Here is a 25,127-nt window from a genome sequence, read left to right as displayed (position 1 = left end):
CGGGCGGCACCCATGGTGGTGCCGTCCTGCTTTGACGTGAGCGGGGGCCGATAGTGGCGAAGTTCAACAGCTTCGGACAGACCGATATCGGCGCGTTGGCCCGGCTGGCCGCCCGAGTGGATGGCCTCTCGAAGGCGGCCATTTCCAAGGCGGACTCACGCTCGATCGCGTCGGTGCGTCGTCGCTTCGAGCCAGCGGCGAAGAAGGCCATCCGAGAGGTCTACACGGTCCGTGCCGGTGACCTGAAGGGGCGCTTCAGCGTGCGGTCGGGGAAGGTTGAAGGCTCGGAGTATCTGTCGCTCAGGGCATCCACTCAGAAGCTTTCTCTGATCGCATTCAACGGTCGGTGGGGCGGCCGGAAGACCCCGGGCGCGACCGCCGGCATCCAGGTGGGAAAGCGCAAGGTCTACACCTCGGCATTCATCGCGCGCATTGGCGGCCAGCGCCGCATCGTGGTGCGGCAGTTCTCCCGCGACGCCACGGCTCCATCCGGCCGCGATGGCCGTCGCAAGCTGCGGATTCTGGGCGGCGCGAGCGCCTTCCAGATGGTGATGGGTGAGAACGAGATCGTCGCCAGCAAGTTGGCCCGCGAGATGAACCAGTACCGCAGTAGCGAGTTGATCCGTCAGCTGGAGCTGGCACGAAAGAGGAAGCGTTGATGGCAGGCACGGCGGCATTCGAGGAAGCACTGCGGCTGGTCCTTGAGACCAGTGGCACCGAGGGCGTCGATCAGCTGCGGGTCGCCCTCGAGCAGATGGGCATCGCAACGGAGGATGCAGGCGCAGACACGGCCAAGCTGGTTGACAGGTTGGTCGAACTGAACACCACCGCCGGCAAGGCCAATGCCTTTGACGGGATGATGCAGTCACTGAGCGAGCTGGAGCAGCGCTACGACGCTAATCAGCGCGCCGCCTATTCGCTCAGCCTTCAGATCGGCGAGATGGCGCAGCCGTCGCGCGAACTGCTGCAGGAGCAGAAGTCGCTCCGGGCGGAAGGCGACAAGCTGCAGGCATCCCTCAACAAGCAATGGGAGGCGGTCGCCAAGGCCGATAGCGAACTGCGGGAGCTGGGCGTAGATACTGCCCAGTTGGCCGCCGGCCAGCAGCGCCTGCGTACCGAGGCAACCCGGACTGCGCAGGCGTTCACCGAACAGGCCAAGGCGTCGGCCCAGGCCGCCACAGAGACGCGTCGCCGCAACCAGCAGATCCAGGACAGCGATGAACAGTTCCGGGCGCAGGCGCGTTCCAGCACTGCCGCGGCAGAATCACTGAAGGCTTATCGCGACCGTGCCAACCAGGCCACGCGGGACACAGTGGAGCTCGGGGCGGCCGCCGGTGCCACCAGCTCGGTGATGGACAAGCTCAAGGGCGTGGCGGCTGCTGCGCTGGGCTTCATCGGGTTCAGCAAGATCGTTGATGGCATCCGCAGCATCGTTACCGAGGGTAGCGATGCGGAGCAGGAGTTGGGCCAGCTGGAGGCGGCCCTGGCCGCCACGGGTCGCCAAGGCGAGTTCACCGCCGACCAACTGGCCCAGATGCGCCGGCAGCTGCAGGGCGGGCTGTTCGATGATGGCGAGATATCCAAAGCGCAAGTGCGCATGCTGTCCTACACCAACATCGTCGGTGAGCAGTTCCCGCAGGCGATGCAGATCACCATCGACCAGGCGCAGCGTCTGGGCATCAGCCTGGAGCAGTCGGCCGAGGTGGTGGGCAAGGCACTGCAGACACCCTCCAAGGCAATGGAGTCCCTGAGCAAACAGGGGTTCACGCTGACCGCCAGCCAGAAGCAGCTGATCACCCAGCTGGAGGCCACCGGCCGCGTGGCTGAAGCCCAGACCATCATTCTGGAGCTGCTGACAGAATCCTACGGTGGCGCGGCGGCAGCGGCGAAGGTGGGCACCATCGCTGGCCTGTGGAAGGCGGCGACCGAACGCTTCAAGGACTGGAAGCAGGAGGTCGCCGACCAGGGCGTACTGACGTACTTCAAGAGCCAGCTGCAGGAGATGCTGGAGCTGGCAGACCGGCTGGCGAAAGATGGCACCCTCACTCGCTGGGCACGGCAGACGGCCGATGCCATCGTGGCGATGGCGAGTGCTGCCCGCACTGCGACCACCTGGGTGGTCGAGCACAGCAGTGCCCTGATCACCCTGGGCAAGGCGTTTGCCACCTTCGCCATTGTCCGCGCGATTGTGCAGATGAACACATGGCGCATCGCGCTGATTGCGTCTACGAAGGCGCAGCTCGCAAGCGCGGCGGCCATGGATGCCACCGGTAAGGGTGCACTGACCCTGGGCAACATCCTGCGCCGGTTGCCGACGGCTGTGCCGATCACCGTGGCGCTGCTGGGCGTCGAGCTGGTGACCAAGGGCCTGCAGAGCATGGGCGAGGCTCTGGGCGAGGAGCTGGGTAAGAACAGCCAGGCCAGTAAAGAGGCCGGCGAGTTCATGCGTCAGATGCGCGAGCAGATGTATCTCCAGGGCATCGCCTACAAATCCCTGGCCGTTGAGGTGGCCTCGTTCGGACAGGTGTCGGTGAAGTCCATGGCGGAGGTGGCCGCCCTGGGCGAGCAGGAGCGCCAGTCCTATCAGACCCGTCTGGAGGGTCTGAAGCAGTACCTGAGCGCCCAGTTCGGCTACCTGTACACCCAGCAGGAGATGGGACTTGCCACTCAGGAGCAGCTGGCTCAGCTGGAACAGGTGCGTGCGAGGCTCGCTGAAGTCGCTTCGGGGTTCCAGGCGCTCGCGGCTGGCTCGAAAGTCGCAGGGGACGCGCTCAAGGCCGGTATCGGTGCTGGCGCGCAGCTGGTGGTGGACCAGCTCCAGGGCATCGGCCGTGACTCGAAGCTGGCCGTCACTGAGATTGGCAAGCTCTTCCAGAGCCTGAACTACACTGATTCCAATGCGCTGGGTGACGTTGCGCTGGCGCTGGCTTCCATCGCAGAAGAGGGAGCCGGGGCGGCCCGCAATGTCCGCGACGGCCTGATGGCCACATTGCAGCAGCTCAGCGGCGAAGAGCTGTCCCGCTTCCAGGCCGCAGCGCAGGCTGCGTTCGCCTCGCTGCCATCGGCGGCCACCAACACCACCGTGGTGCTGGAACAGACCCTGCTGGCGGCGATGACGAAGCTGGGCGTATCCGCAGAGCGGATGGGCATGAGTTTCACCGCCGCTGGGCGGAACGCCAATGCCGCGTTCGCAACGGTCGTAGAAAACGCGCTTGCCACCAGCGCCCAGATCGAGACGGCGTTCAAGGCCGCGCTTGGCAATGTCGCCACACTGGATGAAGCCAAGGCGCTGGGCGCACAGCTGCAGGCGGCCGGGCAGCAGGGAAAGCTTGGTTTCGACCAGGCTGAGCGTTCGGCAGCAGCCCTGAATGCCCGCATCCGAGAAATCACCAACGCGATGAACCCGCTGAACGATGAGTTCGGCCGGTTGGGCATCCAGTCCCAGGCCTCGCTGGACGCGGCGCGTGACGCGGCCAAAGACGCATTTGAGGCCATCCGCAATGGCGCGGCGCGGGGTCAGGCCGCGATTGAAGACGTGCGCCGCGCGTTCGTTGCTTACTCCAACACCGCAAGGGCGGCGGTTGCTAACAGCGATAAATGGAAACGCGACCAGGTCGATGCCCAGCTGGCGGTGCAGGGTGCCACCTATGCCACCAACCAGGAGCTGTCGCGGCAGGGCGAAGCGGGCGCTGCCGCAGGCCAGGCTGTCGCCCAGGGCGGTGCCCAGGCGACTCAGGCAATGGAGCAGGTACAGACCGCTGCCGCAGACGCGGCCAGCAGCGTGGCCTCGGTAGGGGCGGCGGCAGGCGGTGCCAGCGGTACGTTGACGAAGGCATCCGCAGCTGCCAGCGGCTTCTCCATGAACATGGGCACGATCTCCGCGAAGACCCGTGAACTGCTCAGCCAGATCGGCGGTCCTCGCGGCCTGCAGCAGTTCGCCAACATCTGGAACGGTCTGGCCGCTCAGCGCCGTGAGCTGGAAGCCTACAAGCAGGAACAAGCGGAAGTGCTGCAGGGTATGGACGAACTGTCCAAGCAGCGCCGCCAGTTGGCGCAGCGCTTCGACCTGGTGGGCGAGGGGGAGCTGGAGGAAGTGCTCCAGATCGAACAGCAGATCGAAGCGAAGCACGCCGAGCGCCGCCGCGCCGCTGCGGAAGAGCGCCGGGCACGGCTGGATGCTGCCCAGGAAGAGGCGGCGCTGCAGGCAGAGGCGGACGCCAAGCGCGTCAGCAAAGGCAGTGGTGGCAGCGCTGGAGGCGATGTCCTGAGGATCGAATGGTCCGCGCCCACCCGGAGCGTGGCTGCGAGTGCCTCTGCGGCGGATCGTGAGCAGGCTGAACGCATTGCGGGTCTGGTCGTGCCCATGGTCATGGACAAGCTGGCGCGCAGCAAGAGCGTGTCGGTACGCGCGGGAGGCCGCCGATGAGTCGCATTTTGTTGGCCGGGATCGTGCTGCCGGCGGACTTGCAGTGGACGGATGAATTCACCGCGTGGCGGGTGGGGCAGCAGGTGAAGACCAGCCTGACCGGTGCGCGGATCGTCCAGGAGTCGGCGCTTCAGGCCGGCAGGCCGATCACGCTGCAGACCCAGACCGAGGGCAACACCTACATCGCCCCGATCACGTTGGATGTGCTGCGCCAGCTGCAGGCCAGCGAGGAACAGCCCCGGGTTGGTTCCCTTCAGCTGGTGATGCCCGATCACAACACCGGGGAACGGACGTTCCAGGTGCGCTGGCGGCGCTTGGAGGGCGCTGCGCTCGAAGCCGTCCCCATCAACTATGCCGTGCCCGCGCTGGACGGCGACTACTTCTCCATCACCCTGCGATTGATGACGGTGTAACTCATGACGATTTCCGCAACAGATATCAAGATGCGCCAGTCCCAGCGCCTGACCGACAACCCCGATGGCGGTGGTCGGATGGTCCAGGCCGAGGTGATGGACGGGCAGATGAACAACCTGTTTCCTGACATCGGCGACGAAGAGCGCACCACCGGCCGCGCAACCCTGCGCAAGATGTTCGTGCACGTGGACACCCCGGGCACCGATGTGCTCAAGGATGTAATTGGCGTGCTGCTGGATCCGCCGGCGGACCCGAAGGTGCAGGTGAGCATGTTTGCCACCGGCAGCTACAGCGACGTGCGCAGCGACGCGCGTAACCGGGTAGAGGGATACATCACCCGCAACGTCGAATCCCGTTACGTGCTGCTGAGCAACCATTACGCCGGGCAAATGTCTGTGCAGTTCTACTGCATGAAGGACGCGCCCAGCCCGGATATCAACGACAACCTGTGCCTGTTTGTCAGCGCGCCAGGCTACACGGCCAACGAGCAGTACATCCGCGTCAAGAGCGTCCTCTCGCGTACCACCAGCACCTTCCATGACGATCAGGGCGCGTTTGATCGTGACGTGATCATCATCGAGACCGTCACCGCACTGTTGTTTGATTTCCCCGGGCAGGAGGCCATTCGGCAGACCAGCATCAAGCCGCCGACCCGCATTTATGAAACCAACGTGGTTGACGCTACCAGTTATCACAGCGTCAAGCGCCTGACCACGGCGGCCAAGCCGGGCGATCTGATGGTCCAAGTCGACACCCCATACGTGACCATCGTGCCCACCTCGACGGCCGAGACGCCGGTCAGTGACGTGCTGGCAGGTCTGGGGACGATCAGCTACGTGCCGGCCGGTGCCGCTGGTGCGCTGACCCTGAACTTCTCCTCGGGCTTCTCGGCCGGTGTCGGCGTTACGCGTTTCCTGGGCACGCCCATGGTGCTCGGCTCGGTCAGGGTTGTGGCCGGCAGTGTCGAGCTGACCGATGACGGCAAGGGGGCACTGGCCTCCACCGGTTCCTCGCCCTGGTCGGGATCTGTGGATTACCAGGCCGGCTCCATCACGATGGTAAGCGCCAACAACGTGGGTTCCACGGCCATCAGCGTGACTGCGCGGCCAGCGGGTGCCATCGTGGCGCAGGGCTTCTCCGACCAGGTGGAGGTCACCCGCAACAACCAGGGCTACAACTGGCTGTTCCAGATCGCCCCCCTGCCGGCCCCGGGAACGGTGGTTGTGGATTACCGCGCCTTGGGTAAGTGGAACCGCCTGCAGGACAACGGGCAGGGCCAGTTGGTGGGAAAGCCGGGCCAGGGTAGTGGTTCGATCAACTACGCGACCGGTGCGGTGGTGCTCACGGCCGGCGCGCTGCCGGATCTGGACAGCAGCGTGCTCACCAGCTGGGGCACGCCGGTGCTGGCTGAGGCCCGGGCCGGTGATGCGGCCATTGAACCACCGGCGCTGCACTTCCTGCTTGGCAACGACGGCGTGGTGCCGGGCACGGCGCGGTTCACCCTGCGCGTGGGTGGCAACGATGTGCTGGTCACGGATGACGGTGCGGGCCGGTTGTTGATCGGGGCATCCGTGCGAGGGTCGATCACCTACGCCACCGGCGAGGTGATGATCCGTCCGGTGTCGCTGCCTGACGCGGACAGCCAGCTCGCATGTGAGTATGACTATGGGCAGGCGCTGGCTCTGACCGTGCAGCCTGTGCCCGATGCGTCCGGCGTCGTTCCAATCCAGATTCCGGAGGGACCGGTGTCGGCCGGTAGCCTCCGGTTGGACTGGTTGATTTCGGTCAACAAGGGCGCTGATGGGCTTCCCGGTGCGCCCCAGGTCATGCGTGTCACGGCACGCGACGACGGGCAGGGCAATGTCGTCGGGGTTGAGATTGATGGGCAGTCCCTGACGGCGACGCTCGGCTCGATCAACTACGCCACCGGTGCGCTGAACCTGCAGGCCGGCAAGTTCACCGTGCATGCTGTCTCGATACCGATCTATGAGGTGGTGACCGGTCGCGGCCTGAAGGTCATCGGCTACCACCGCAAGGACGTGGAGGCGATCTTCTCGGCGGGCACTCTGATCTCGCTGGGCTGGATGGTCGCGGGTGAAACCCAGACTACCTCCACCGAGGCGCTCCCGCTGCCGCCGGTGCAGCTGCTGCTCACGCCAACGATCAGCGACAGCATCGTGCCCGGCAGCGTCCGCTTCACCTACAAGGGGCGGACCTATGTCGACCGCAATGGCGGCCTGTACTACAACATCGATCCGGTGTCCGGGGCGGGCACGTACGGTGGCTCCATTGACTATGCCGCAGGGGCGGTGAACCTCACCCAGTGGTCGGCCGGCGGTGCCAATACGGTGGTCATCCAGTCGCTGCTTACGCGCGTAGCCGATCCGGGCACGGCCAGTGTGTACTTCCGCGCCCCCGGCTCGCCGCTGCGGGCGGGGGTATTCACGATGCGGGCGGTCACCGTCGATGGGCAGCAGCTCATTGCCACGACCGATGTCAACGGCAACATCAACGGGGGGCAGATCACCGGTACGGTTGACTGGGAGACCGGTGTAGCCAAGGTCTCCTTCGGGCAGATGGTGCCCGCCGCCGGCAACGAAGGTCAGCCTTGGTATGATCCGGCGACCGTGGTGGGCGATCAGGTCTGGAAGCCCACTTTGGTGCTCCCCGGCACCATCTTCATCGGTGCGGTGGTGTTTCGCTCGATCCCGCTCTCCGCCGTGGTGATCGGATTGGAGTCGGTCCGACTGCCCGCCGATGGCCGCGTGCCTGCCTTCAAGGCGGGGCAGACGGTGCTGGTCCATCACACCGTAAAGCACAGCATCGCCTCGCCGCAGGCGAATCAGGTTGTGGCCTTCGGCCGCACGCGCGTCGCGGCCGTGGAGGTTGTGGACGCCCTGGGCGTCCCGGTAGACAGCGCCTGGTACACCTACGACCTCGAGCAGGGGCGGTTGACCTTCAGTAGTCCGCTGAACCTCTCCGCCTACCAGCTGCCCATCGTTGTGTCAGAGCGCATTGAAGACCGTCGCCTGGTGGTGCAGCCGCAGATCACCGGCGAAATCGAGCTGAACAACGGACTCAGTCACGACTATCCGGCCGGCGAGGCCATGATCAGCACAGCCTTGCGACTGGGTGAGGCCAATGGTTCGTTGGATCTGCAGGCCCGCGTCGTCAACCTGTTCGACCAGGCCGCGTGGAGCAACACGTGGAGCGACCTGCCGGCGGGCAGCTCCGCGCCCGGCACCTACAACGACACCGACTTCCCGCTGGTGCTGACCAACAGCGACGCCATCACGGAACGCTGGGCAATCCGTTTCACCAATGCAACCAGCTTTGAAGTGATCGGCGAGACGGTGGGCACGATTGCCACCGGCAGCATCAGCGTGGATTGCGCCCCCATCAACCCGCGCACCAACCGTCCTTACTTCACGATCCGCCGGCAGGGCTGGGGTGCGGGCTGGTCCACCAACAACGTCGTGCGGTTCAACACCATCGGCGGCCTGGCCCCGGTGTGGCTGGTCCGCACGACCCTTCCAGGCGCTCCCGAGGGCGTTGTGGATTCCACCCGCTTCCTCGTAGTAGGCAACGTTTCCGGAGATAACGCATGAGCTTGACCCCTACTGTTTACAAGAGTTCTGACCCGGGCGCACCGCTGCTGTCCGGTGACCCCGGTGCGCTGGTGGCGTTGCTGGACCTGCTGCTGGTGGATGGGTACGGCAGCGGGACCAATCGCAAGCCCGGGATGGGATGGACCAAGGCGTTCACCGGCACGAATGTGAGGGCGTACCGTAATTCCGTGCTCAATGGGACGGGCTACTACCTGCGCGTGGACGACACCGCGCAGCGTTCGGCGCTGGTGCGCGGCTACTCTTCCATGACCGACATTGATACGGGTACGGATGCGACGCCGTCGGTGGCGCTCAAGGCGGCGGGATCGCGATGGGAAAAATCCTTCGTTGCCAGCAGCGAAGGGCGTGCATGGGTCGCGGTGGGCAATGAGAAGTTCTTCTACCTCTTCATTGATACGTACAACGCATTTGCCAGCTACGCGGCTGCGTCTATGCATCCGCACTATGCAGGCGATATCTCCTCACTCAAGCCCGGCGACCGTCACAATTTCGTGGTTTCCTACAAAGGATCGGATACGGAGGCGTCCAACACCATTGGCTACGGTCTCCGCTGCGTGTCCACCATGAACAGTAATCCGTCTTCCGACACGACGACGTACTGCTTCCTGGCTCGAACCTCGCAAGGCGTGCCTGGCTCGTTGCGCTGCAATCTGTATGCAGACGGACAAACGCTGACTCGCGGGTTTGGCATGGATAACAATTTCCCGCCATATCCTTACCCGGTGAACAACGGGCTTCTGTACGCGCCAGTGGTACTGCTAGAAGCCGCGATGATGCCCCGCGGCTTCATGCCCGGGTTGTATGCCCCACTTCATAGGCGTCCGTTCCCTGACATGTCCGTGCTGAGGGACGTAGCGGGCTTTGCGCCTGGGACGGAGTTGCTGGCTAAGACGTATCAGTCTGAACAGGTGTCCCCAAACGAGTCGTACATGGGTCAGGTGCTTATCGACATCTCTAGCGAGTGGTAACTCATGCCGATTTCCGCAGCAAGAATGGGCTTCAGGGCATCGCTCGTCCGTTTGGTGCCGGCGAGCCTTGCCGTGCGGATGGGCATGCGCCCATCGACACGCCAGCTGTTTGCCGGGCCGGGGTTTCTTGCGGGCGAGGGACCGGCGGGGAACGATCCGGATGAGATCGACGGGCGCTTCCGGATTCTGAATCAGCCGGCTCGTGGTCGGATCCACGTGCTGGAGCGGAGTACCGGTATCTGTATCGCCAGCACGATGAGCAATACTGACGGCACCTGGCGGATTGACCGCCTTGACCCGAATCTGCCCATGACGGTGATTGGCTACGACGATACGGGGATGCAGAACGCGGCCATCCAGGACTGGGTGCTCCCAGCCGTCGAGGAGTAGCGCGGTGGCCACGGACGGGAGGCGCGTCTCCCTCAACCTTGGGCCGCTCTCGCTGGCCGCCGGCTCACACGTCGCACTCAACCTCGGCGTGGAGTGGAGCAGCGTGGATCCGCCCGAGCAGCCCGACGCTACCTTGCGTCGGGCGGTCGGTCTGTATTGGCAACCCGGCCTCAGCATGGGCCGGATTGCCACCGTTGCATGGTCGCAGGCCGGCTCAGGCCGCGCTTCGGCTTCGGTCGGCTGGCGGCCGCAGCAGCCGTCGGCACGATCGTCCGTGTCGTTGGCTTGGACGTTCGCCCCTTCTTCTGCTGGCGTCACCGGACTTCGCTGGGCCGCCCGGATGGAACAGCAGCGCACGGCGGTGTCGGTCCCCTGGCAAGCCATGGACCGGCACCATGCGGCGGTCGGGTTCGCATGGCGCTCGAGTGGCCGGGTGCGGCAGGCGGTGCGCCTCCCATACCGAACGCTGCGCGCCACGGCGCAGCAGCTGCTGATGCGATGGGGGAGTGCCTCCATCACGTCCCGAAGGAGTCAGCTGCCCTGGCAGGTGGCGTCTCGTTGGGAGAGCAAGCGGGACCTGCCTTGGGGGCCTGCGAAGCCCCTCCCTTGGATCGTGCGGCCGCCGGTTACGCCGCCGGAGCCTGAGCCGGAGCCGCCGCCCTACAGCACGCCTGGTGCGCGCGTGGGACTCAACCTCAGCTGCCTGCCGCTTCGCACACGCGGCCTGGCCGCCCTGAACCTGGGCGTCGCTGCGTGCTACGTGGTGCGCCCTCATCAAAGGACATACGTCGTGATCAACAGTATCTCAGTGGTCCGCCTGCCGGACCGCCTGCCTATCGAGATGGCCGGAGTCTCCATTAACACCAGCTGCGATGCCTGGGGTTCCACCTTCGACTTCGAGCTGGCCGACACCTCGCAGCTGTCCCTGCTCAAGCCGTCAGCGGACGGCCCGCGCCAGGTGGAGGTCACCCTCAATGGCTATGTCTGGACGGCGCTGGTGGAGAGCTACAGCACCCGTCGCGAGTGGGGCGGCAGTGGCATCAATCTGACCGGCCGGTCCCGCACAGCACTGTTGGCCGCGCCCTACGCCCCGGGCAGGGTGAAGGTGACCACAGAAGACAGGTCCGTGGCCCAGTTGGTCACCGAGGAACTGGCAGATACCGGGTTCACCGCGTCCTATGACACGGTGGATTGGGTGGTGCCGGCCGGAGCCTGGTTCTATGACGCGACCACCGCGCTGGATGCCATCAGCCGCCTCGCCGAGGCCAGTGGCGGGGTAGTGCAGTCAGATCCGGCTGCCCAGGCGCTTCAGGTGCGCGCGCGTTACCCCGAAAGTCCCTGGCACTGGAAGGAGCGCACGCCTGACCACGTGGTCTATGAGGACGTGGTCAGCAACGAAAGCCTGCAGATGCGCAGCGCGCCGCTCTACGACGCTGTGGTGGTCACCGGCGAGCTGGCCGGAAAGGGCGTCACCTGTAAAGTGCGCCGCAGTGGTGAGGCGGGGCAGCTGTTCGCGCCGCAGGCCAGCAGTCCCCTCATCAGCACGGCGGCGGCCGGCACCGAGCGCGGTCGCAACATTCTGTCGGACAGGGGCGAGCAGGCGTTGGTCGAGCTTGTCATCCCGCTGTTCGGCGGACCGCTCCGGCCTGGTGAGGTGGGGCGAGTGAAGCCGCTCGACCTGGTGGAGGTGGTTGGGCAAGAGGGCACGTGGCACGGCCTCTGTATCGCCGCACGGACCGAGGCGCGAACCAACGATAAGGCCGTCGTGATCGAGCAGACCATCACCCTGGAGAGGCACTACACCGATGCGGACTGAACTGTGGGACAACTTCAATGGGTTGCTGGGCGGTCAGGCGCGACTGCTTGGGACGGTCACTGCGCACAATGCGGACGGCACCAGCAGCCTCACCACGTACGATGGCGCGCAGATGCGCGTAGTCGGCCAACTCAGCCAAGCGATTCCATACAACGCTTGGGTACGAGATGGGCGAATGATAGAAGCCGCGCCGAATCTGCCTCTATTGGAGGTTGAGATATAAAAGTCGTATCCAATGAGCAATAGAGGTGCAACAGACGCGTTTGATCTAGTGCCAAAGGTGAACCGTTCAGCGTATTCAGGCTTGTCGTCGACAAATTTGTTTGGTGTAGGCCGCGTGAAGGCTGCGAGAATAGCCAGTACCCAAACGCGTTCAGCTTTAGGACTTCATGAACAGGTATCGGCAAATCTTGGAGATGCTGGATGACTGCATCAAGGAAATAGACCTTGATGGAGTAGTCGCCGCCGTGAATGGTCGGGGATTAAAACTCTTGGGTGCCCAACACGCATCACAGGTGGTAGGAAAGCACTGGAGAGATCTTTGGCCTGCTTCCGAGAGAAGTTTGATTGATGAAGCCCTTAGAAAAGCGTCAGAAGGTGTGAACTCCGAGTTCGAGGCAGCCTGCCCGGACTTCAATGGTGTACGCCGGGTTTGGCGTGTCAAGGTTCGTCCGATAACAGAGCAAGGGCGAGTCGAATCCATTCTCGCCGTCAGTACGGACTTCACCTCCTTGGAGGAGGCGAGCCGGGCGTCAGCTCTTCTTGTTGAGAGTTTCGATAGAGGCCCAGATGTCGGGAGGCTTGAACTTGAATCGGCAATGCGCCGAGAGCGGGCACTCGTGGACAATCTAAAGTCCAGCGAAGCCCGATTGCTGGCCACCAACTTGGCATATCAGCAGCTTGAGGTCCGTCATTTTGAGGCGACTCGGTTGCGAGACTTCGCAGTGGCCGCGCAACGAGCCGCTGAGTTAATCCTATTGGACGCTCAAAAAGGAGAGGCTGTAGGTCAGATGCTGGCTGGCGTCGTTCATGATCTAAACAACTTTCTCCATTCGGCAACCACTGCTGTCGACTTGGTAGTGGATAGCGGTGAATTGACGGAAAACAACCTTAGGCTGCTAAAGGCTGCGGAACTTGCGCTGCAGCAGGGGGCTGAAATGTCTCAGCGCCTGGTGGGCTTTGCGAGAGAGCATCCATATCTTCCTGAATCGGTTGATCTGCATCAGTTGGTGACGGCAATGGAAGTCCTTTTGACCCAAGCGGTGGGCTCTAGGGCACACTTGGTCATAGAGCCTGGCGAAGCTACCTGTTGCGCTATGGTTGACCGTAACACCATCGAGAGGGCGCTGCTGAATCTCGTCGTGAACGCTCGCGATGCTTGTGGACCTGAAGACGTCATCTATGTTCGGACCGGCTATCGAGTAGTTGCTCCTGAGGAATCAAACGGCTCGCGTTCTGCCGGGCGCTATCTCACGTTGACGGTGTCTGACACAGGCGCGGGGATGAGCGAGGAGGTGCTGTCGCGCATCTTTGAAGTTTATTTCACCACCAAGCGCGTAGGAGAAGGATCAGGCTTGGGGCTGCCCCAGGTGCATAGCGCCGTGACCCAAGCCGGGGGATTTGTGACGGTAACTTCCCGAGTTGGGAAAGGAACCACGTTTGAACTCGCCTTGCCTCGGGTCGCGTAAAGCTTCATCCGAGAGCGCTGCATGCGCGGGTCAAAGGATTATGCTTTTGTCTTGCGCCATCAGGTTTGTTGAGTCGCAAGAGCAACTTTTACCCTTCGCACTGGCTTCAATAAGGTGCCGCTACAGATCGGATACACGATAGGTGGAGGGCAGGGCAGCAAGCTCGCTGGCGAGCTCATCGTCAAGTCGTGGGACGACCGACAGGCGCGGCTCGTATAGGTCCGTATCGCCGCTTTGCGATTTTCGCGTAGCCTTCACTACATCGATAGCAGATTTCAACTTAGTGCGGGGAGACATCGGTGGCTCGCACCCTGGCGGAATCCCAGGTGCGGGGTGACTCTCCGGCGGCTGCTCCCTCAGCCCGCCTCGCATCTGGGGCCAGGCTTTCTTATACCTGCATTGAGCCCCTCATTGCGGGTCTTTCCGTAATCCGGCAGTAGCTTTTCTCCGTCGCTTCGCTACCGCCATAGCGGGCGGCGGGGGTTCTTTTGTGAACTTGTTGCGTCCCCTGAACATCTCCCAGTTGGGAATTCGCTGGTCCTTCACCAAGAATCGGGCATGGTGACCCCAATTGTTGAGCGATGGGATGTCCGCCACTTCTCAGAGTTCAGAATGCAAGCCGGATTCGCAGGTGACTGAAACGAGGCAGGGGACACGCGGCAGGCGACCCACGTAATTCGTTGAGTCTGAGTTAGATGGACAACCCAGCAGGAGCTGAATGTTGCCTCTAGAAGTCGCTCGGACAGGTCACAAGAAATGCAGCGGGGGCTGCTACCTGCGGATCCGGACGAAGCGGCTTTCTACTGAGGTAACGCCCCGAGGTCGGCGTCAAGACCAACGGGCTCACCCTAATGCGGTGTAACCCATTGATCTAACAAGACACCAATTGCCATGTTCGGTAGAGGCAATTTGATCAAAAAACACTGAGCAGACAAGCGCTTAAGGTTGTCAGGAGCGATGCCTGGGGGGCAGAGGGTCGTCGGTTCAAATCCGGCCGTCCCGACCATTGTTGGTGAAGATCAAGGGCTTGAACCTCGCGTTCGAGCCCTTTTTCGTTGGGTCGGGAAATCCTCACAAGCAGCGGTACGCACCGTAGACCACCACCGCCCGTTCGGGCAGCATGACTGTTTCCCGGATTCACTTTCCGGCGGGTGAAAAAATGGACCGTCGAGTTCCCCGCGCCTTGATGCTGTCAATTGCATTGCTGGTAGCAACACATGCGATCGCCATTTGGCAACTGGCCGACGTTTCCAACACGTTGGGGGTAGCGCTTTGGCTGCCTTACACCGCGCTTGCTGTCATCTACCTGCTGGTGTTTGCCTGGCTGGCTCTGATTCTGTTGGGAAAACGCTGGGCACGTACGGTGTACACCGCCGTCGCGATCCTGGGTTTGTTTTCCTACATTCCGAACCTTGATCAGCTCGACGTTCTCGACTGGTGCGTAGGCGCGATCAAGCTCGCGGCGCTGGGACTGCTGCATCTGCCATCGAACGACTTCTGGTTCGGCAAGGCACAAGAGACCGAAGCCCTGACATAGCGCTCCAACTGCGATTTGCCTCGTACGATCAGGTACTACTCCCGCACCATCCGCATCCATCGGTATACGCCGTAGGCCACCGCGGCGACCGCAGGCAGCACGCCAACCCAGATTGGCAGTCGCAGCGCGAGCACCATCACCGCACCGCAGACCAGGGCGAGCAGGCCCAGTCCCAGCATCTGCAGATCAGCACGGCTACCTTCGCGGCGTCGTCGCCGAGCGAGCGTTCCGGTCGTCCGCGATTCGCCCGCAGCCGGCGTGCCACCCATACGTCGGTGACGAAGTCCACTATTCCTTCGATCAGCTCGCCGATGAGTCCCGACATGGTCCGTCCTGGCACACGTGGATGAATAGGGCGATCATCAGGGCCGTGCTGGCGGCCGTCAAGCATCTGTTCTGCCGACCCGACCGGTCGGCGCTGCGGTTGACCCTCCCGTCGCTGCGCTCTACCATGCGCGCACTCGTACTACCGCGGCTGCTGAACCCGGTACTCACGAGAGCAGACTCATGGAACTTAAGAGAGATCGCGCTTGGCGGCGCTTCCGCGCGCGTCAAACGGGCGGAGATCGCGTCGCAAAGTCGACGACCTACAAGCCCGAAAAGAAGTGGAAGATGATGTATGGCCGTCGCACCAAGTGCGTGCGGGCACAGCAGTTGGGCTTCGACTATCCGATCGTGACCACGCGTAAACTGCTGGAGCAGCAATGATCAACCTGCTGTTCGTCTGCAGCCGCAACCAGTTGCGTAGCCCCACCGCCGAGGCAATGTGGGGTCAACGCGACGGATTCGACGCACGCTCGGCGGGTACAAGTCCGCATGCGCGCAGACCCATCGGCCCGGCGGATATCCGCTGGGCCGATGTGATCTTCGTGATGGAGGACAAGCACGTGCATCGCCTGCTCGCGGCCTTCCCTCGGTTGCTTGTCTACAAACAGCCGCACTGTCTGGGCATTCCGGACGACTATCGCTTCATGGATCCGGAGCTGATGGCGCTGTTGGATGAGAGGGTGAGTACTGCCCTTGCACAGGCCGTCTGAGCGCAGTTCCTTTTGCTGTGACAGCTCAGGCCAAACAGCCGTACTCGTTCAGATGATGGCCGCTCTCCATCGCCTCCCAGCCCAGCATGGCCAACCCCACCGTTCTTGGGATTGGCCGTTCTCCGCTGCGGTAATAGGCAAGCATGCGGCGGCTGATCCCCAGCGCCTGCGCCGCGGTCTCTAACGACAGGTCACGGTGATGCATCCAGCCGATGAGTTGCTGGTAGGAAAAATCGCCAGCCTGCTCGATGGCCAAAGCGCGAAGGTTGTCACTGGCCAAGGTCAAGTCATCGTCGCCGGCGAACATCACACCACGGCTCCATTCGTCGACAGTGACGTTGGAAACAACTTCCGGCTGCTTCAATCGCTGCAGGGTGGGGTGCTTCTCAATGACGTCGCTGAGATCGACTTCACCCGACCATCCATCAGCAAACTGAATCGCCAGTCGTCCGGGCCGCATTGAGCTGACTTTGATGATGACGAAATGCGGCTGCTTCATGGAGTTCCCTCCGCCGTCCTGTGATCAAGATCATGGTGCAATGGTTACACCAGTGCAACCATTGCACTTTCGGAAAAGTCTCCTCCGAACCCTGATGCCCCGTTCACAGCCACCGCTCTAGATTCGGCCCATCCAAGGGGACCGAGCACGTGCTCCAGCCGGAACAGGACACTCCAACCTGGCGCATCTACGAGACGCTGCTGCAGGCGACGCCCGATCTGTCGTACGTGTTCGATCTGCAACACCGGTTCATTTACGCCAACAAGGCCCTGCTGACGATGTGGGGGATGAGCTGGGACGAGGCGATCGGCAAGACCTGCCTGGAGATCGGGTATGAGCCGTGGCATGCGGCCATGCATGACCGCGAGATCGAACAGGTGATCGCCACCCGCCAGCCGATCCGCGGTGATGTACCGTTCCCGCATGCCACGCTGGGCGTGCGCATCTACGACTACATCTTTACCCCGGTGATCGGGCCCGACGGACAGGTCGAGGCCATTGCCGGCAGCACCCGCGACGTCACCGAGCGCAAGCGTCATGAGCAGCACCAGCAACTGCTGATCAACGAGCTCAATCACCGGGTCAAGAACACCTTGGCCACCGTGCAGTCGATTGCGCGGCAGACCCTGCGCAGTGCGGCCGGGCTGGAGGATGCGAACGCCAAGATCGAGGAGCGCCTGGTCGCGCTGGCCAGCGCGCACGACATCCTGACTCGCGAAAACTGGCACAGCGCCGATATCCGCGACCTGGCTCAGTCCACGATGGACGCTTACGGCACCCCCGGTCAGTTCCAGCTGGCGGGCGACAGCTGCCGGCTGGATCCGCGCCGTGCGCTGGCCCTGGCGATGGCGCTGCATGAGCTGGGTACCAACGCGGCCAAGTACGGCGCGCTTTCCTCCCGCGAGGGGCGGGTGTGCCTGCAGTGGTCCAGCACCGATCTGGACGGCGATCCACGCATTGAAGTGGTGTGGCAGGAGTACGGTGGCCCCGCCGTGCACGAGCCGGCGCAACGTGGCTTCGGCTCGCGCCTGCTGGAACGGGGACTCAAACATGACCTCGGCGGTGGGGTCGAACTGGCATTTGCACCGGACGGCGTTCGTTGCCACCTGTGGATGCCGCAGCCGAACCTGGAGGAGGGACAGCTGACATGAGCAGGAACGTACTGGTGGTTGAGGACGAAGCGTTGATCATGATGCTGATCGAGGATCAGCTGGTTGACCTGGGTTACGTGGTCCATACCGCGCCGGGTGTGGAGGCGGCCATGCTGATCCTGCGCGATCAGATTGTCGACATGGCATTGCTGGACGTCAATCTGGCCGGCACATCGTCAGCGCCGGTGGGCCATGAACTGGAGGCGCGCGGCATACCGTTCGCGTTTGCGACAGGGTACGGGCAGCAAGGAGTGGATGAAGCGTTCCGCGGCCACGTGTGCCTGCAGAAGCCATTCCGTGTGGTGGACCTGAAACGCACCCTGGAGGCTCTGGAGCACCAGCTCGCCGAGATGGGCCCTCAGGTCAGCGCCCGCACCACTTCCTCGATCAGGATGATGTAGCAGGCCAGGAAATAGACCTTCAGCAGGGCGGGGTGCTGCTTGGCAACGAAAGCGCGCATGGCGGTCTTGCTGTTGTGTGGGACGTCATCATTGTGACCATGGGGTGAAACTGAGGCAACGGTCACACATTCAGTGAAATGATGACGTATTTCACCAAAAGTCAATGGAATTCAAATACTTAATTCCGGCGCTCGATGAAGGTCGCCTTACCGTTTGTCGGAAAATTCCTACATGACTTTCTTCACATGCTGCTGGCGACCGTCTCACCGGGGCCGCACAGGCCACTCGCTACGGTAACGGTCACTTCTTACTCCCCGCAGAGGGAAAGGTTTCAGCATGATCAAGTGGGCCATCATTTTCGCCATCATCGGCCTGATTGCCGGTGCGCTGGGCTTCGGCGGCATTGCCGGCGGGGCCATCGGCATCGCCAAGTTCCTGTTCTGGGCCGGCATCATCATTGCCGTGGTGCTGTTCCTGCTGGGCATGACGGTGGCCAAGAAGGTCACCTGAGTTCAGGCGTCTCCTGGGACACGCATGGCGTGTCCCTACGCGGGGCGCGTAAGCGCCAGCAACCCTTCCAGCAGGCGCTCGGCCCGTGGACCGCCATCATCGTCCAGTGGATACGCCAGCGACTGCAGCCAGAACCCATGCGCGGCGCGGCGCGCGGCCGTCATCCGGTGATCCCGCCGCTCCTCGGGAAACTGCTCCAGCTTCTCAATAATCCACGCCTTCAACACCTGCGCGATCTGCGGATCCGGCCGGCCACCCGGCGCATCCGGGCCGGGCAGGCGCGGGGCCAGGCAGGCGCGGAAGATTGCCGTGACATAGGCACGCGAAAAGCGTCCATGCGGATCCGGATCCAACCCCATCAGCACTTCAACGGCATGATCAAAGTCGACCAGCGCCACGTCCAGCGCGGGGTCATTCGCCGCTTCGGCAATGCGCAACAAGGGGAAGGGGCGGGGCATGGGGGTCTCCTGAGGTAAAGGGCTCAATGCATCGCGGGCAGCTGGGCGGGGCGCTGTCCGGGCTGTGCCAGCAGCCCGTGCAGCAGCATCAGCACGCGTTCGCCCTGGCCGTTGCAGGCCAGTTCGAAGGTGGTCTTGCCGCCTCGAACCGGCAGCCGGGTATACACAATCCATTGCAGTACGCGCTGGCGGTCCGGCTCTATCTGTAGGGCCAGTTCCGCGACGCGGCGTACAATTCCCCGGCGCATGCTCAGAACCCGTAGCTCAGTGCGATCAGGGCACTGTCCATGTGCTTGCCTTCGGTCATCGGGCTGTCGGTGATCGCGTCCGACAACCGGGTGCGCCGCAGCGACCCGGTGGCCACCCAGTGCGCGCCCAGCGGCATGATCGCGGTCAGGTCGATGTAAGGCGAAACACCGCTGCCGGCCTTGTACATCGCCAGTCCGCTGCGCGCGGATTCGCGTGCGCTCACGCCAAAGTAGTAGTCATTGAGGTCGGCGCTGGCATAACCGGCCCCGATCCCCGGAATCAACGTGACCTTGCCGGCCGGAATCGGGTAGGCGTACTTGGCATCGGCCGCGAAGCCACCGCCGTGGCCGCTCACTTCCGCCTGCACATTGGCCTGCACGATGCCCCACGGCGCGGTGTGCCGCACGGCGACGCCGGCCATCGCCGACAGGCTGCGGTTGGACAGCTGGCGCAACTGCACGTCGTCGGTGTCCTTGTGCTTGAAACGCATCATGTAGGGCGAGGCCAGCAGGGAAACCTCGGTGCTGTCGCTGTTGAACAGCTTCCAGCCGAGGCTGCCACCGCGCAGGTGGAACGACTTGCCTTCGTAGTTCACCACCGGAATCGGCAGCACGTCGGTGTCATAGCCGGCGTACGGCGACTTCTGTGCGGCCACGGCCAGCCCGACGCTGCTGCGCGGCTTGGCACCGGGGGCGACCTGCGCCTGGGCGGTGGTGCTGGCGAACAGGACCGCAATGGCCACGCCCAGGGCGGGGGAAAGAAGGGGTTGAACGCGCATGTACCTGCCACTGTAAGAATGCCAAGCGCCCATCCTGCCGGCCGGACATTGTGGGAACGTTGCGCCGCCGGCCGCGCTACCATTCGCGCCCATGCCCCCTGTACCCTCTGCCCCATGCGCATCCTGCTGCTTGAAGACGACCCCGAACTGGCCAGCGCCATCCAGGCCAGCCTGGGCCGGCACGGCATGGTGGTGGACCTGGTGACCTCCATGGCGCACGCCGCCGAGGCGTTGAAGGCCAATGTGCACCAGATCCTGCTGCTCGACCGGCAGCTGCCGGATGGCGATGGAGCCAACTTCGTGCGCGTGGCGCGCAGCCACGTGCCCAACCTGCCGGTGATCATGCTCACCGCGCGGGATTCGGTGGCCGACCGTGTGGTCGGGCTGGATGTGGGGGCGGACGATTACCTGACCAAACCCTTTGCGGTGGAAGAACTGCTGGCGCGCATTCGTGCGATCTCGCGGCGGCCCTCGCAGATCGCCTTGCCCACGTTGACCCTGGGCCGGCTGCAGTTTGATTTCGTGGCGCGCGAGGCCACCGTGGATGGCACGCTGCTGGTGCTGCCGCGCCGCCAGTTATTGGTGCTGGAAGCACTGGCATTGCGGCAGGGGCGCACGGTGGCGCGCGAAGCGCTGCAGGAAGCCGTGTACGGTTTCGATGACGCCATTCAATCCAACGCGCTCGACGCGCACGTTTCAAAGCTGCGCAAGGCGCTGGCCGAAGCCGATGCGCGGGTGGAAATCCATGTGATGCGCGGCATCGGTTATCTGCTCAAGGACGTGCCATGAAATTCCTCAAACCCGGTTCGCTGAGTTTCAGCCTGGCCTGGAAGATCTGCCTGATCCAGGTGGCGATGGTGATCATCGCGCTGACCGGCATCGCCCTGGTCTACGGCGACCGCAGCACCGCCTACATTGACTGGAAGACCAGCGAGCAGGTGGCTGACGCCATCGTGCTCGGCAACAATGGCTTGCAGGTGGACTGGACCGCCATCGACGAGGCCGCACCGGACCGTCCCGCCACGTTCTGGTTCGCCGCTGCCGATGAGCAGGGGCACTATCTGGAACACGGCACGGTTCCTTCAGTGTACCGGCCACTGGTGCAGCAGTTGGCACACGTGGAGCCGACCGACGTACGCACCCGCAGTCGCGGCATGGATCTGGCGATGCGCGTTTGGGTGTCCGACCGCGACGAAGGTCGCGTGCACGTGATGGTGGGCGGCCTGCCGCAACGTGGCTTCTGGCGGCAGTTGCTGGTGATCATCGGCTACCTCGGTGGCTGGATCACGCTGCCGCTGATGGCCATCACCCTGGTGGTGGCTCCGTGGGCCATCCACCGCTCGCTGCGCGGCGTGAACCGGGTCGCCGCGCAGGCGGCGGCCATCGAGATCAGCGAGCGCGGGCGTGGATTGGATACGCACGCGGTGCCGCGTGAGATCGTGCCGCTCGTGGATGCCTTCAACGCTGCCGTGCGCCGCATCGGTGAAAGCTACGACGCGCAGGACCGCTTCCTGGTCGGTGCCGCGCACGAGCTGCGCATGCCGATTGCGATTCTGGCCACGCGCATTGGTGACCTGCCGCCGGGCACCGTGCGTGCACGCCTGCAGCGTGACCTCGGTCGGCTGAGCAATATTGCCGAACAGCTGCTCGATCTGCAGCGGCTGGATCACCACCGCAGCCAGCAGCAGCGCATCGATCTGGCCGCGCTGACCCGCGAAGTGGCCGCCGATGTCGCGCCGCTGGTCGTGGATGCCGGTTATGAATTCGAAGTGGACGCACCGGAGGCACCGGTCTGGGTGCGCGGCGATCCCGATGCGCTGCATCGCGTGATCAGCGGCCTGCTGCAGAACGCCATCGCGCATGGCGGTGGCCACGGGTTGGTAGCGGTGGCGCTGCAACCGGGCGGGGTATTGTCGGTCAGTGACGAAGGCGACGGTGTGCCCGAACAGGCACGGCAATCCATCTTCGAACCGTTCCATCGGCTGCGGCCCAGTGGCAGCGGCAGTGGCCTGGGGCTGTATCTGGCGCGGGAAATCATGCTGCGTCACGCAGGCAGCATTGCGGTGGAGGAGGCTGCAGGTGGTGGCGCACGCTTTGTGGTGACGCTGCCGGTGGAGCGCTGATACCCACGGTTCACCCTCCCATCACCGTGCATGCGTTGTGATGATCCGGCACTGCCTTCGTTCCTTCCCCCCGAGGACCGCTGATGCGCCGGTATGGATTGCTGCCGTGGTTGCTGCTGCCTTCGGCGGCGTTCGCACAGGAGGATGCATGGCGCGTCAGCGTCGTTCCCTACGTGTGGGGAGCCAGGCTGGAAGGCGACGCACAGCTGGGGCCGCTGCCGCCTGTATCGGTGCACCAATCCTTCAGTGACACCCTCGAACATCTGGACATGGCCGCCATGGCGATTATCGACGTGCGTCGTGGTTGCTGGGGACTGCTGTCCGATCTGACCTGGGTGGATACCAGCGAAACCGCACAAGTGCCACGTGTGGGCCTGGACGCTGAGTTGCAGACGCGCATCGTGACCGGCTCGCTGATGGGCCAGTACCGCTTCATTGACTACCCTGTGTTCCGGATGGACGCCATCGCTGGCGCGCGCTACTGGCAACTGCGTGGCGACGTCGACTTTCCCGCGCTGGGCCGCGATGCATCCGTTTCGCGCGATTGGGTGGATCCCGTGCTCGGTGTGCGCATGGCCTGGGTGTTCACTGAGCGCCAGGGCATCACGGTGTGGGCGCTGGGCAGTGCAGGTGACGAGGTCAGCTGGGACCTGATGGCCAGTTACGGCCTGCGAATGACCGAGCACAGCTGGCTGCGGCTGGGCTACCGCTCGCTGTCGTTGCGCGAGATCAGCCCCGGCGTGGATCTGGATCTCACCCTGGCCGGTCCGGGTCTGGGCGTGGAGTGGCGCTACTGAGTTTTCCCGTCAATGGAGGTGTTGCCATGCGTTCGATGTGGTCGTTGCGGCCGGCGTTGCTGGCGTTTTCGTTGTCTCTGCTGGCCGGTCAGGCCGATGCCTGCACACGCGTGGTGTACCTGGGCGCGAATGACGATGTGATCACCGCCCGTTCGATGGATTGGAAAGAAGACGTCGCCACCAACCTGTGGGTGTTTCCACGCGGCATGCAGCGTGATGGCCAGGCCGGGCGCAATTCCATCGAGTGGACCGCGAAATACGGCAGTGTGATTGCCAGTGGCTACGACATTTCCACGACCGATGGCCTCAACGAAAAGGGCCTTTCGGCCAACGTACTGTGGCTGGTGGAGTCGGAGTATCCGCAACGCGGCAACGGCAAGCCGGGACTCGCCATCTCGCTATGGGCGCAGTATGTGCTGGACAACTTTGCCACGGTGGATGAAGCGGTGAAGGCGCTGGAGCGTGAGCCCTACACGCTGGTGACGGACAAGCTGCCGGGAACGGAGCGAACCGCCACGTTGCATCTGTCGATGTCCGATGCCAGCGGCGACAGTGCGATTGTCGAGTACATCGGGGGCAAGCAGGTGATCCATCACGGACGCCAATACCAGGTGATGACCAACTCGCCGAAGTTCGACCATCAGCTGGCGCTCAATACCTACTGGCAGCAGATCGGCGGCACGGTGATGCTGCCTGGCACCAACCGTGCGTCGGACCGTTTCGCGCGGGCCAAGTTCTACATCAATGCCATTCCGAAGGCCGAGGACCCGGTCGAGGCGCTGGCGAGCGTGTTCAGTGTGATCCGTAATGTGTCGGTGCCGTTCGGCATCACCACGCCGGAGGAGCCGAACATTTCCTCCACGCGCTGGCGCACCGTGGCCGATCACAAGCGCAAGCTGTATTTCTTTGAGAGCGCGCTGACCCCGAATACGTTCTGGGTGGATCTGAACAAGGTGGATTTCAACCAGGAGACCGGCAAGGTGCTGAAGCTGGACCTGGGCAAGGACCAGCGCAATGTGTTTGCCGGCAATGCGTTGGACCAGTTCACGCCGTCCCAGCCGTTTGCGTTCCTGGGCACCGATGACTAACGGATGGCCTGGCACCACGTTGACACGCATGGCGTGTCACTACAGGTCGCCCGACCAACCCCCACCGGTCGACCCCCATTCCGGGCGACCAAGGATCGTAGTGACACGCCATGCGTGTCAAAGCCATGATCCTGTGCACGTACATCCGCCCTGCGTGGCTTCGCGGTCCCTGACCAGATCGCAGCCACGCAGGGCGTGGCTCTACGGCGTATCTGACACCAAACTCAGAAAATTCTGATAGTTCGCCGGCCGTGGCAGACGTACTGTCCACTCATCCACCCGGAGATGCGCCGATGTTGATCACCGTGCAGCACCACGACCACCGCTGGCAGGTACTGCCGCCGGGCAGTGAAGACGCCGTGACCTTTGCCGACGGCACCGTCGCCTTCGACTTCGCCGATACCCTGGCCCGCGAACACCATGCGGAGACCGGCCGCAGCAGCCGTGTCCGGGTGGCCGTTGAAAACGCTTTCGTCGACGCCGTGCATTACGGCTGAGCCGGGCAGGGCGGTCAGCGCCACGTCGGTTACTTGAATCGCCCCTGAAATCAGGCCATCCGGCCTATAGGCGAACGCCCGCGTTTCGCAGATGCTGTGCCCATTCATCCAACCGGCACGAGGAGCATCGCATGACGCACGGAAAGCAGAACTGGCTGTGGGGTTTGCTGCCGGTGGCGGTACTGGCCCTGGCGGGCAACGCCCAGGCGCAGCGCTATGACGACGGCTACTACAACGATGGCCCGGTGCGCTGTGAATCAAACAAGAACCGCACCGCGCAGTGCCCCTTCGAGGGCCGGGCGCGCCTGGTGCGCCAGCTCTCCGGCTCACCCTGCATCGAGGGCGATACCTGGGGTCAAAGCCGCGGCGGCATCTGGGTAACCCGTGGCTGCCGCGCTGAATTCGTTGCCGAACGCGGGCGTCCCTCACACGGCGGTGGCCATGGCTGGGGCGGCAACGGCGGGAACAGAGGCGGGCGCGGCGAAATCATCGGCTGCGATTCCAACGACAACCGCATGCGCCGCTGCAACGTCAGTATCCGCCGTGATGCACGCATGATCCGCCAGCGTTCCAATACGGCCTGCATTGAAGGACAGACCTGGGGCTGGGACCGCGATGGCGTGTGGGTCAACCGCGGTTGCCGTGCCGATTTCGAGGTGCGCTAAACGGCC

At 63.6% G+C, this 25,127-nt stretch carries 25 protein-coding genes; 20 read left to right on the top strand and 5 right to left on the bottom strand.

Going from position 1 to position 25,127, the window contains the following annotated elements; all coding sequences use genetic code 11:
• Positions 1–53: 53 nt before the first annotated feature.
• The 9 genes from PDM29_RS00550 (at position 54) to PDM29_RS00510 (ending at position 14,868) form a co-directional block, all read left to right on the top strand.
• On the top strand, positions 54–659 hold the full coding sequence (locus PDM29_RS00550) for a hypothetical protein (RefSeq protein WP_311191977.1): 606 nt from the start codon (positions 54–56) through the stop codon (positions 657–659).
• Entirely contained in the window at positions 659–4,426 is a 3,768-nt protein-coding gene (locus tag PDM29_RS00545; RefSeq protein ID WP_311191976.1) for a Laminin subunit alpha-2, read from the top strand. The genes PDM29_RS00550 and PDM29_RS00545 overlap by 1 nt, the downstream gene beginning before the upstream one ends.
• Positions 4,423–4,839 (top strand): hypothetical protein, encoded by a 417-nt coding sequence (locus PDM29_RS00540; protein WP_311191975.1) that lies wholly within the window; start codon positions 4,423–4,425, stop codon positions 4,837–4,839. The genes PDM29_RS00545 and PDM29_RS00540 overlap by 4 nt, the downstream gene beginning before the upstream one ends.
• Before the next feature lie 3 nt (positions 4,840–4,842).
• Positions 4,843–8,448, top strand: a complete 3,606-nt coding sequence (locus tag PDM29_RS00535; RefSeq protein WP_311191974.1) for a hypothetical protein — start codon at positions 4,843–4,845, stop codon at positions 8,446–8,448.
• Positions 8,445–9,437 (top strand): hypothetical protein, encoded by a 993-nt coding sequence (locus PDM29_RS00530; RefSeq protein ID WP_311191973.1) that lies wholly within the window; start codon positions 8,445–8,447, stop codon positions 9,435–9,437. The genes PDM29_RS00535 and PDM29_RS00530 overlap by 4 nt, the downstream gene beginning before the upstream one ends.
• 3 nt (positions 9,438–9,440) lie before the next feature.
• Complete coding sequence (locus PDM29_RS00525; protein ID WP_311191972.1) at positions 9,441–9,827, top strand: hypothetical protein; 387 nt, start codon at positions 9,441–9,443, stop codon at positions 9,825–9,827.
• 790 nt (positions 9,828–10,617) lie between these two features.
• Entirely contained in the window at positions 10,618–11,643 is a 1,026-nt protein-coding gene (locus PDM29_RS00520) for a hypothetical protein (RefSeq protein WP_311191971.1), read from the top strand.
• A 389-nt stretch (positions 11,644–12,032) separates the two neighbouring features.
• Complete coding sequence (locus tag PDM29_RS00515) at positions 12,033–13,331, top strand: PAS domain-containing sensor histidine kinase (protein WP_311191970.1); 1,299 nt, start codon at positions 12,033–12,035, stop codon at positions 13,329–13,331.
• Positions 13,332–14,451: 1,120 nt separating this feature from the next.
• The gene (locus PDM29_RS00510; protein ID WP_311191969.1) at positions 14,452–14,868 is read left to right on the top strand and encodes a hypothetical protein; all 417 of its coding nucleotides are present in this window, start codon (positions 14,452–14,454) and stop codon (positions 14,866–14,868) included.
• 136 nt (positions 14,869–15,004) lie between these two features.
• Here PDM29_RS00510 and PDM29_RS00505 read toward each other — a convergent pair whose 3' ends face one another.
• Positions 15,005–15,193: a hypothetical protein gene (locus PDM29_RS00505; protein ID WP_311191968.1), complete on the bottom strand. Its 189-nt coding sequence runs from the start codon at positions 15,191–15,193 to the stop codon at positions 15,005–15,007.
• A gap of 182 nt (positions 15,194–15,375) precedes the next feature.
• On the opposite strand from PDM29_RS00505, the gene PDM29_RS00500 reads away from it, so the two are divergent.
• Together PDM29_RS00500 and PDM29_RS00495 are read left to right on the top strand one after the other, a co-directional pair.
• Positions 15,376–15,576: a hypothetical protein gene (locus PDM29_RS00500; protein WP_311191967.1), complete on the top strand. Its 201-nt coding sequence runs from the start codon at positions 15,376–15,378 to the stop codon at positions 15,574–15,576.
• A complete protein-coding gene (locus tag PDM29_RS00495) occupies positions 15,573–15,905 on the top strand; it encodes a low molecular weight protein tyrosine phosphatase family protein (RefSeq protein ID WP_311191966.1) in 333 nt (110 codons plus the stop codon). The genes PDM29_RS00500 and PDM29_RS00495 overlap by 4 nt, the downstream gene beginning before the upstream one ends.
• Before the next feature lie 25 nt (positions 15,906–15,930).
• On the opposite strand, the gene PDM29_RS00490 is transcribed toward PDM29_RS00495, so the two are convergent.
• The gene (locus PDM29_RS00490; protein WP_311191965.1) at positions 15,931–16,404 is read right to left on the bottom strand and encodes a DUF2442 domain-containing protein; all 474 of its coding nucleotides are present in this window, start codon (positions 16,402–16,404) and stop codon (positions 15,931–15,933) included.
• Positions 16,405–16,553: 149 nt separating this feature from the next.
• Between PDM29_RS00490 and PDM29_RS00485 the strand changes: the two genes are divergently transcribed.
• From PDM29_RS00485 to PDM29_RS00475, 3 genes are all read left to right on the top strand, one after another.
• Complete coding sequence (locus PDM29_RS00485; RefSeq protein ID WP_311191964.1) at positions 16,554–17,555, top strand: HWE histidine kinase domain-containing protein; 1,002 nt, start codon at positions 16,554–16,556, stop codon at positions 17,553–17,555.
• Complete coding sequence (locus tag PDM29_RS00480) at positions 17,552–17,956, top strand: response regulator (protein ID WP_311191963.1); 405 nt, start codon at positions 17,552–17,554, stop codon at positions 17,954–17,956. Before PDM29_RS00485 ends, PDM29_RS00480 begins: the two co-directional genes overlap by 4 nt.
• Positions 17,957–18,292: 336 nt before the next feature.
• The gene (locus PDM29_RS00475; protein WP_311191962.1) at positions 18,293–18,466 is read left to right on the top strand and encodes a DUF1328 family protein; all 174 of its coding nucleotides are present in this window, start codon (positions 18,293–18,295) and stop codon (positions 18,464–18,466) included.
• A 35-nt stretch (positions 18,467–18,501) separates the two neighbouring features.
• Here PDM29_RS00475 and PDM29_RS00470 read toward each other — a convergent pair whose 3' ends face one another.
• The 3 genes from PDM29_RS00470 to PDM29_RS00460 are packed head-to-tail and all read right to left on the bottom strand — an operon-like array spanning position 18,502 to position 19,951.
• Entirely contained in the window at positions 18,502–18,924 is a 423-nt protein-coding gene (locus PDM29_RS00470; RefSeq protein ID WP_311191961.1) for a hypothetical protein, read from the bottom strand.
• A gap of 23 nt (positions 18,925–18,947) precedes the next feature.
• Positions 18,948–19,172 carry a hypothetical protein gene (locus PDM29_RS00465; RefSeq protein ID WP_282298244.1) on the bottom strand — a complete coding sequence of 75 codons (225 nt, stop codon included), beginning with the start codon at positions 19,170–19,172 and terminating at the stop codon, positions 18,948–18,950.
• A gap of 2 nt (positions 19,173–19,174) precedes the next feature.
• Positions 19,175–19,951 carry a MipA/OmpV family protein gene (locus tag PDM29_RS00460; protein ID WP_311191960.1) on the bottom strand — a complete coding sequence of 259 codons (777 nt, stop codon included), beginning with the start codon at positions 19,949–19,951 and terminating at the stop codon, positions 19,175–19,177.
• 114 nt (positions 19,952–20,065) lie between these two features.
• Here PDM29_RS00460 and PDM29_RS00455 point away from each other — a divergent pair, with 114 nt between their 5' ends.
• The 6 genes from PDM29_RS00455 to PDM29_RS00430 all read left to right on the top strand — a co-directional run bounded on the left by PDM29_RS00455 (position 20,066) and on the right by PDM29_RS00430 (position 25,121).
• Positions 20,066–20,740 carry a response regulator transcription factor gene (locus PDM29_RS00455; RefSeq protein ID WP_311191959.1) on the top strand — a complete coding sequence of 225 codons (675 nt, stop codon included), beginning with the start codon at positions 20,066–20,068 and terminating at the stop codon, positions 20,738–20,740.
• Positions 20,737–22,074, top strand: a complete 1,338-nt coding sequence (locus PDM29_RS00450; protein ID WP_311191958.1) for a sensor histidine kinase — start codon at positions 20,737–20,739, stop codon at positions 22,072–22,074. Before PDM29_RS00455 ends, PDM29_RS00450 begins: the two co-directional genes overlap by 4 nt.
• An 83-nt stretch (positions 22,075–22,157) precedes the next feature.
• A complete protein-coding gene (locus PDM29_RS00445; RefSeq protein WP_311191957.1) occupies positions 22,158–22,871 on the top strand; it encodes a hypothetical protein in 714 nt (237 codons plus the stop codon).
• A 35-nt stretch (positions 22,872–22,906) separates the two neighbouring features.
• Positions 22,907–23,959 (top strand): linear amide C-N hydrolase, encoded by a 1,053-nt coding sequence (locus tag PDM29_RS00440; RefSeq protein WP_425508769.1) that lies wholly within the window; start codon positions 22,907–22,909, stop codon positions 23,957–23,959.
• A 293-nt stretch (positions 23,960–24,252) separates the two neighbouring features.
• On the top strand, positions 24,253–24,456 hold the full coding sequence (locus PDM29_RS00435) for a hypothetical protein (RefSeq protein ID WP_311191955.1): 204 nt from the start codon (positions 24,253–24,255) through the stop codon (positions 24,454–24,456).
• 131 nt (positions 24,457–24,587) lie between these two features.
• Complete coding sequence (locus tag PDM29_RS00430) at positions 24,588–25,121, top strand: DUF3011 domain-containing protein (protein WP_311191954.1); 534 nt, start codon at positions 24,588–24,590, stop codon at positions 25,119–25,121.
• Positions 25,122–25,127: the final 6 nt, after the last annotated feature.

The sequence above is a fragment of the Stenotrophomonas oahuensis genome (genome assembly GCF_031834595.1).
In the GTDB taxonomy this organism is placed as follows: Bacteria; Pseudomonadota; Gammaproteobacteria; order Xanthomonadales; family Xanthomonadaceae; genus Stenotrophomonas; species Stenotrophomonas oahuensis.
This window is presented reverse-complemented; position numbering and strand designations above follow the sequence as displayed.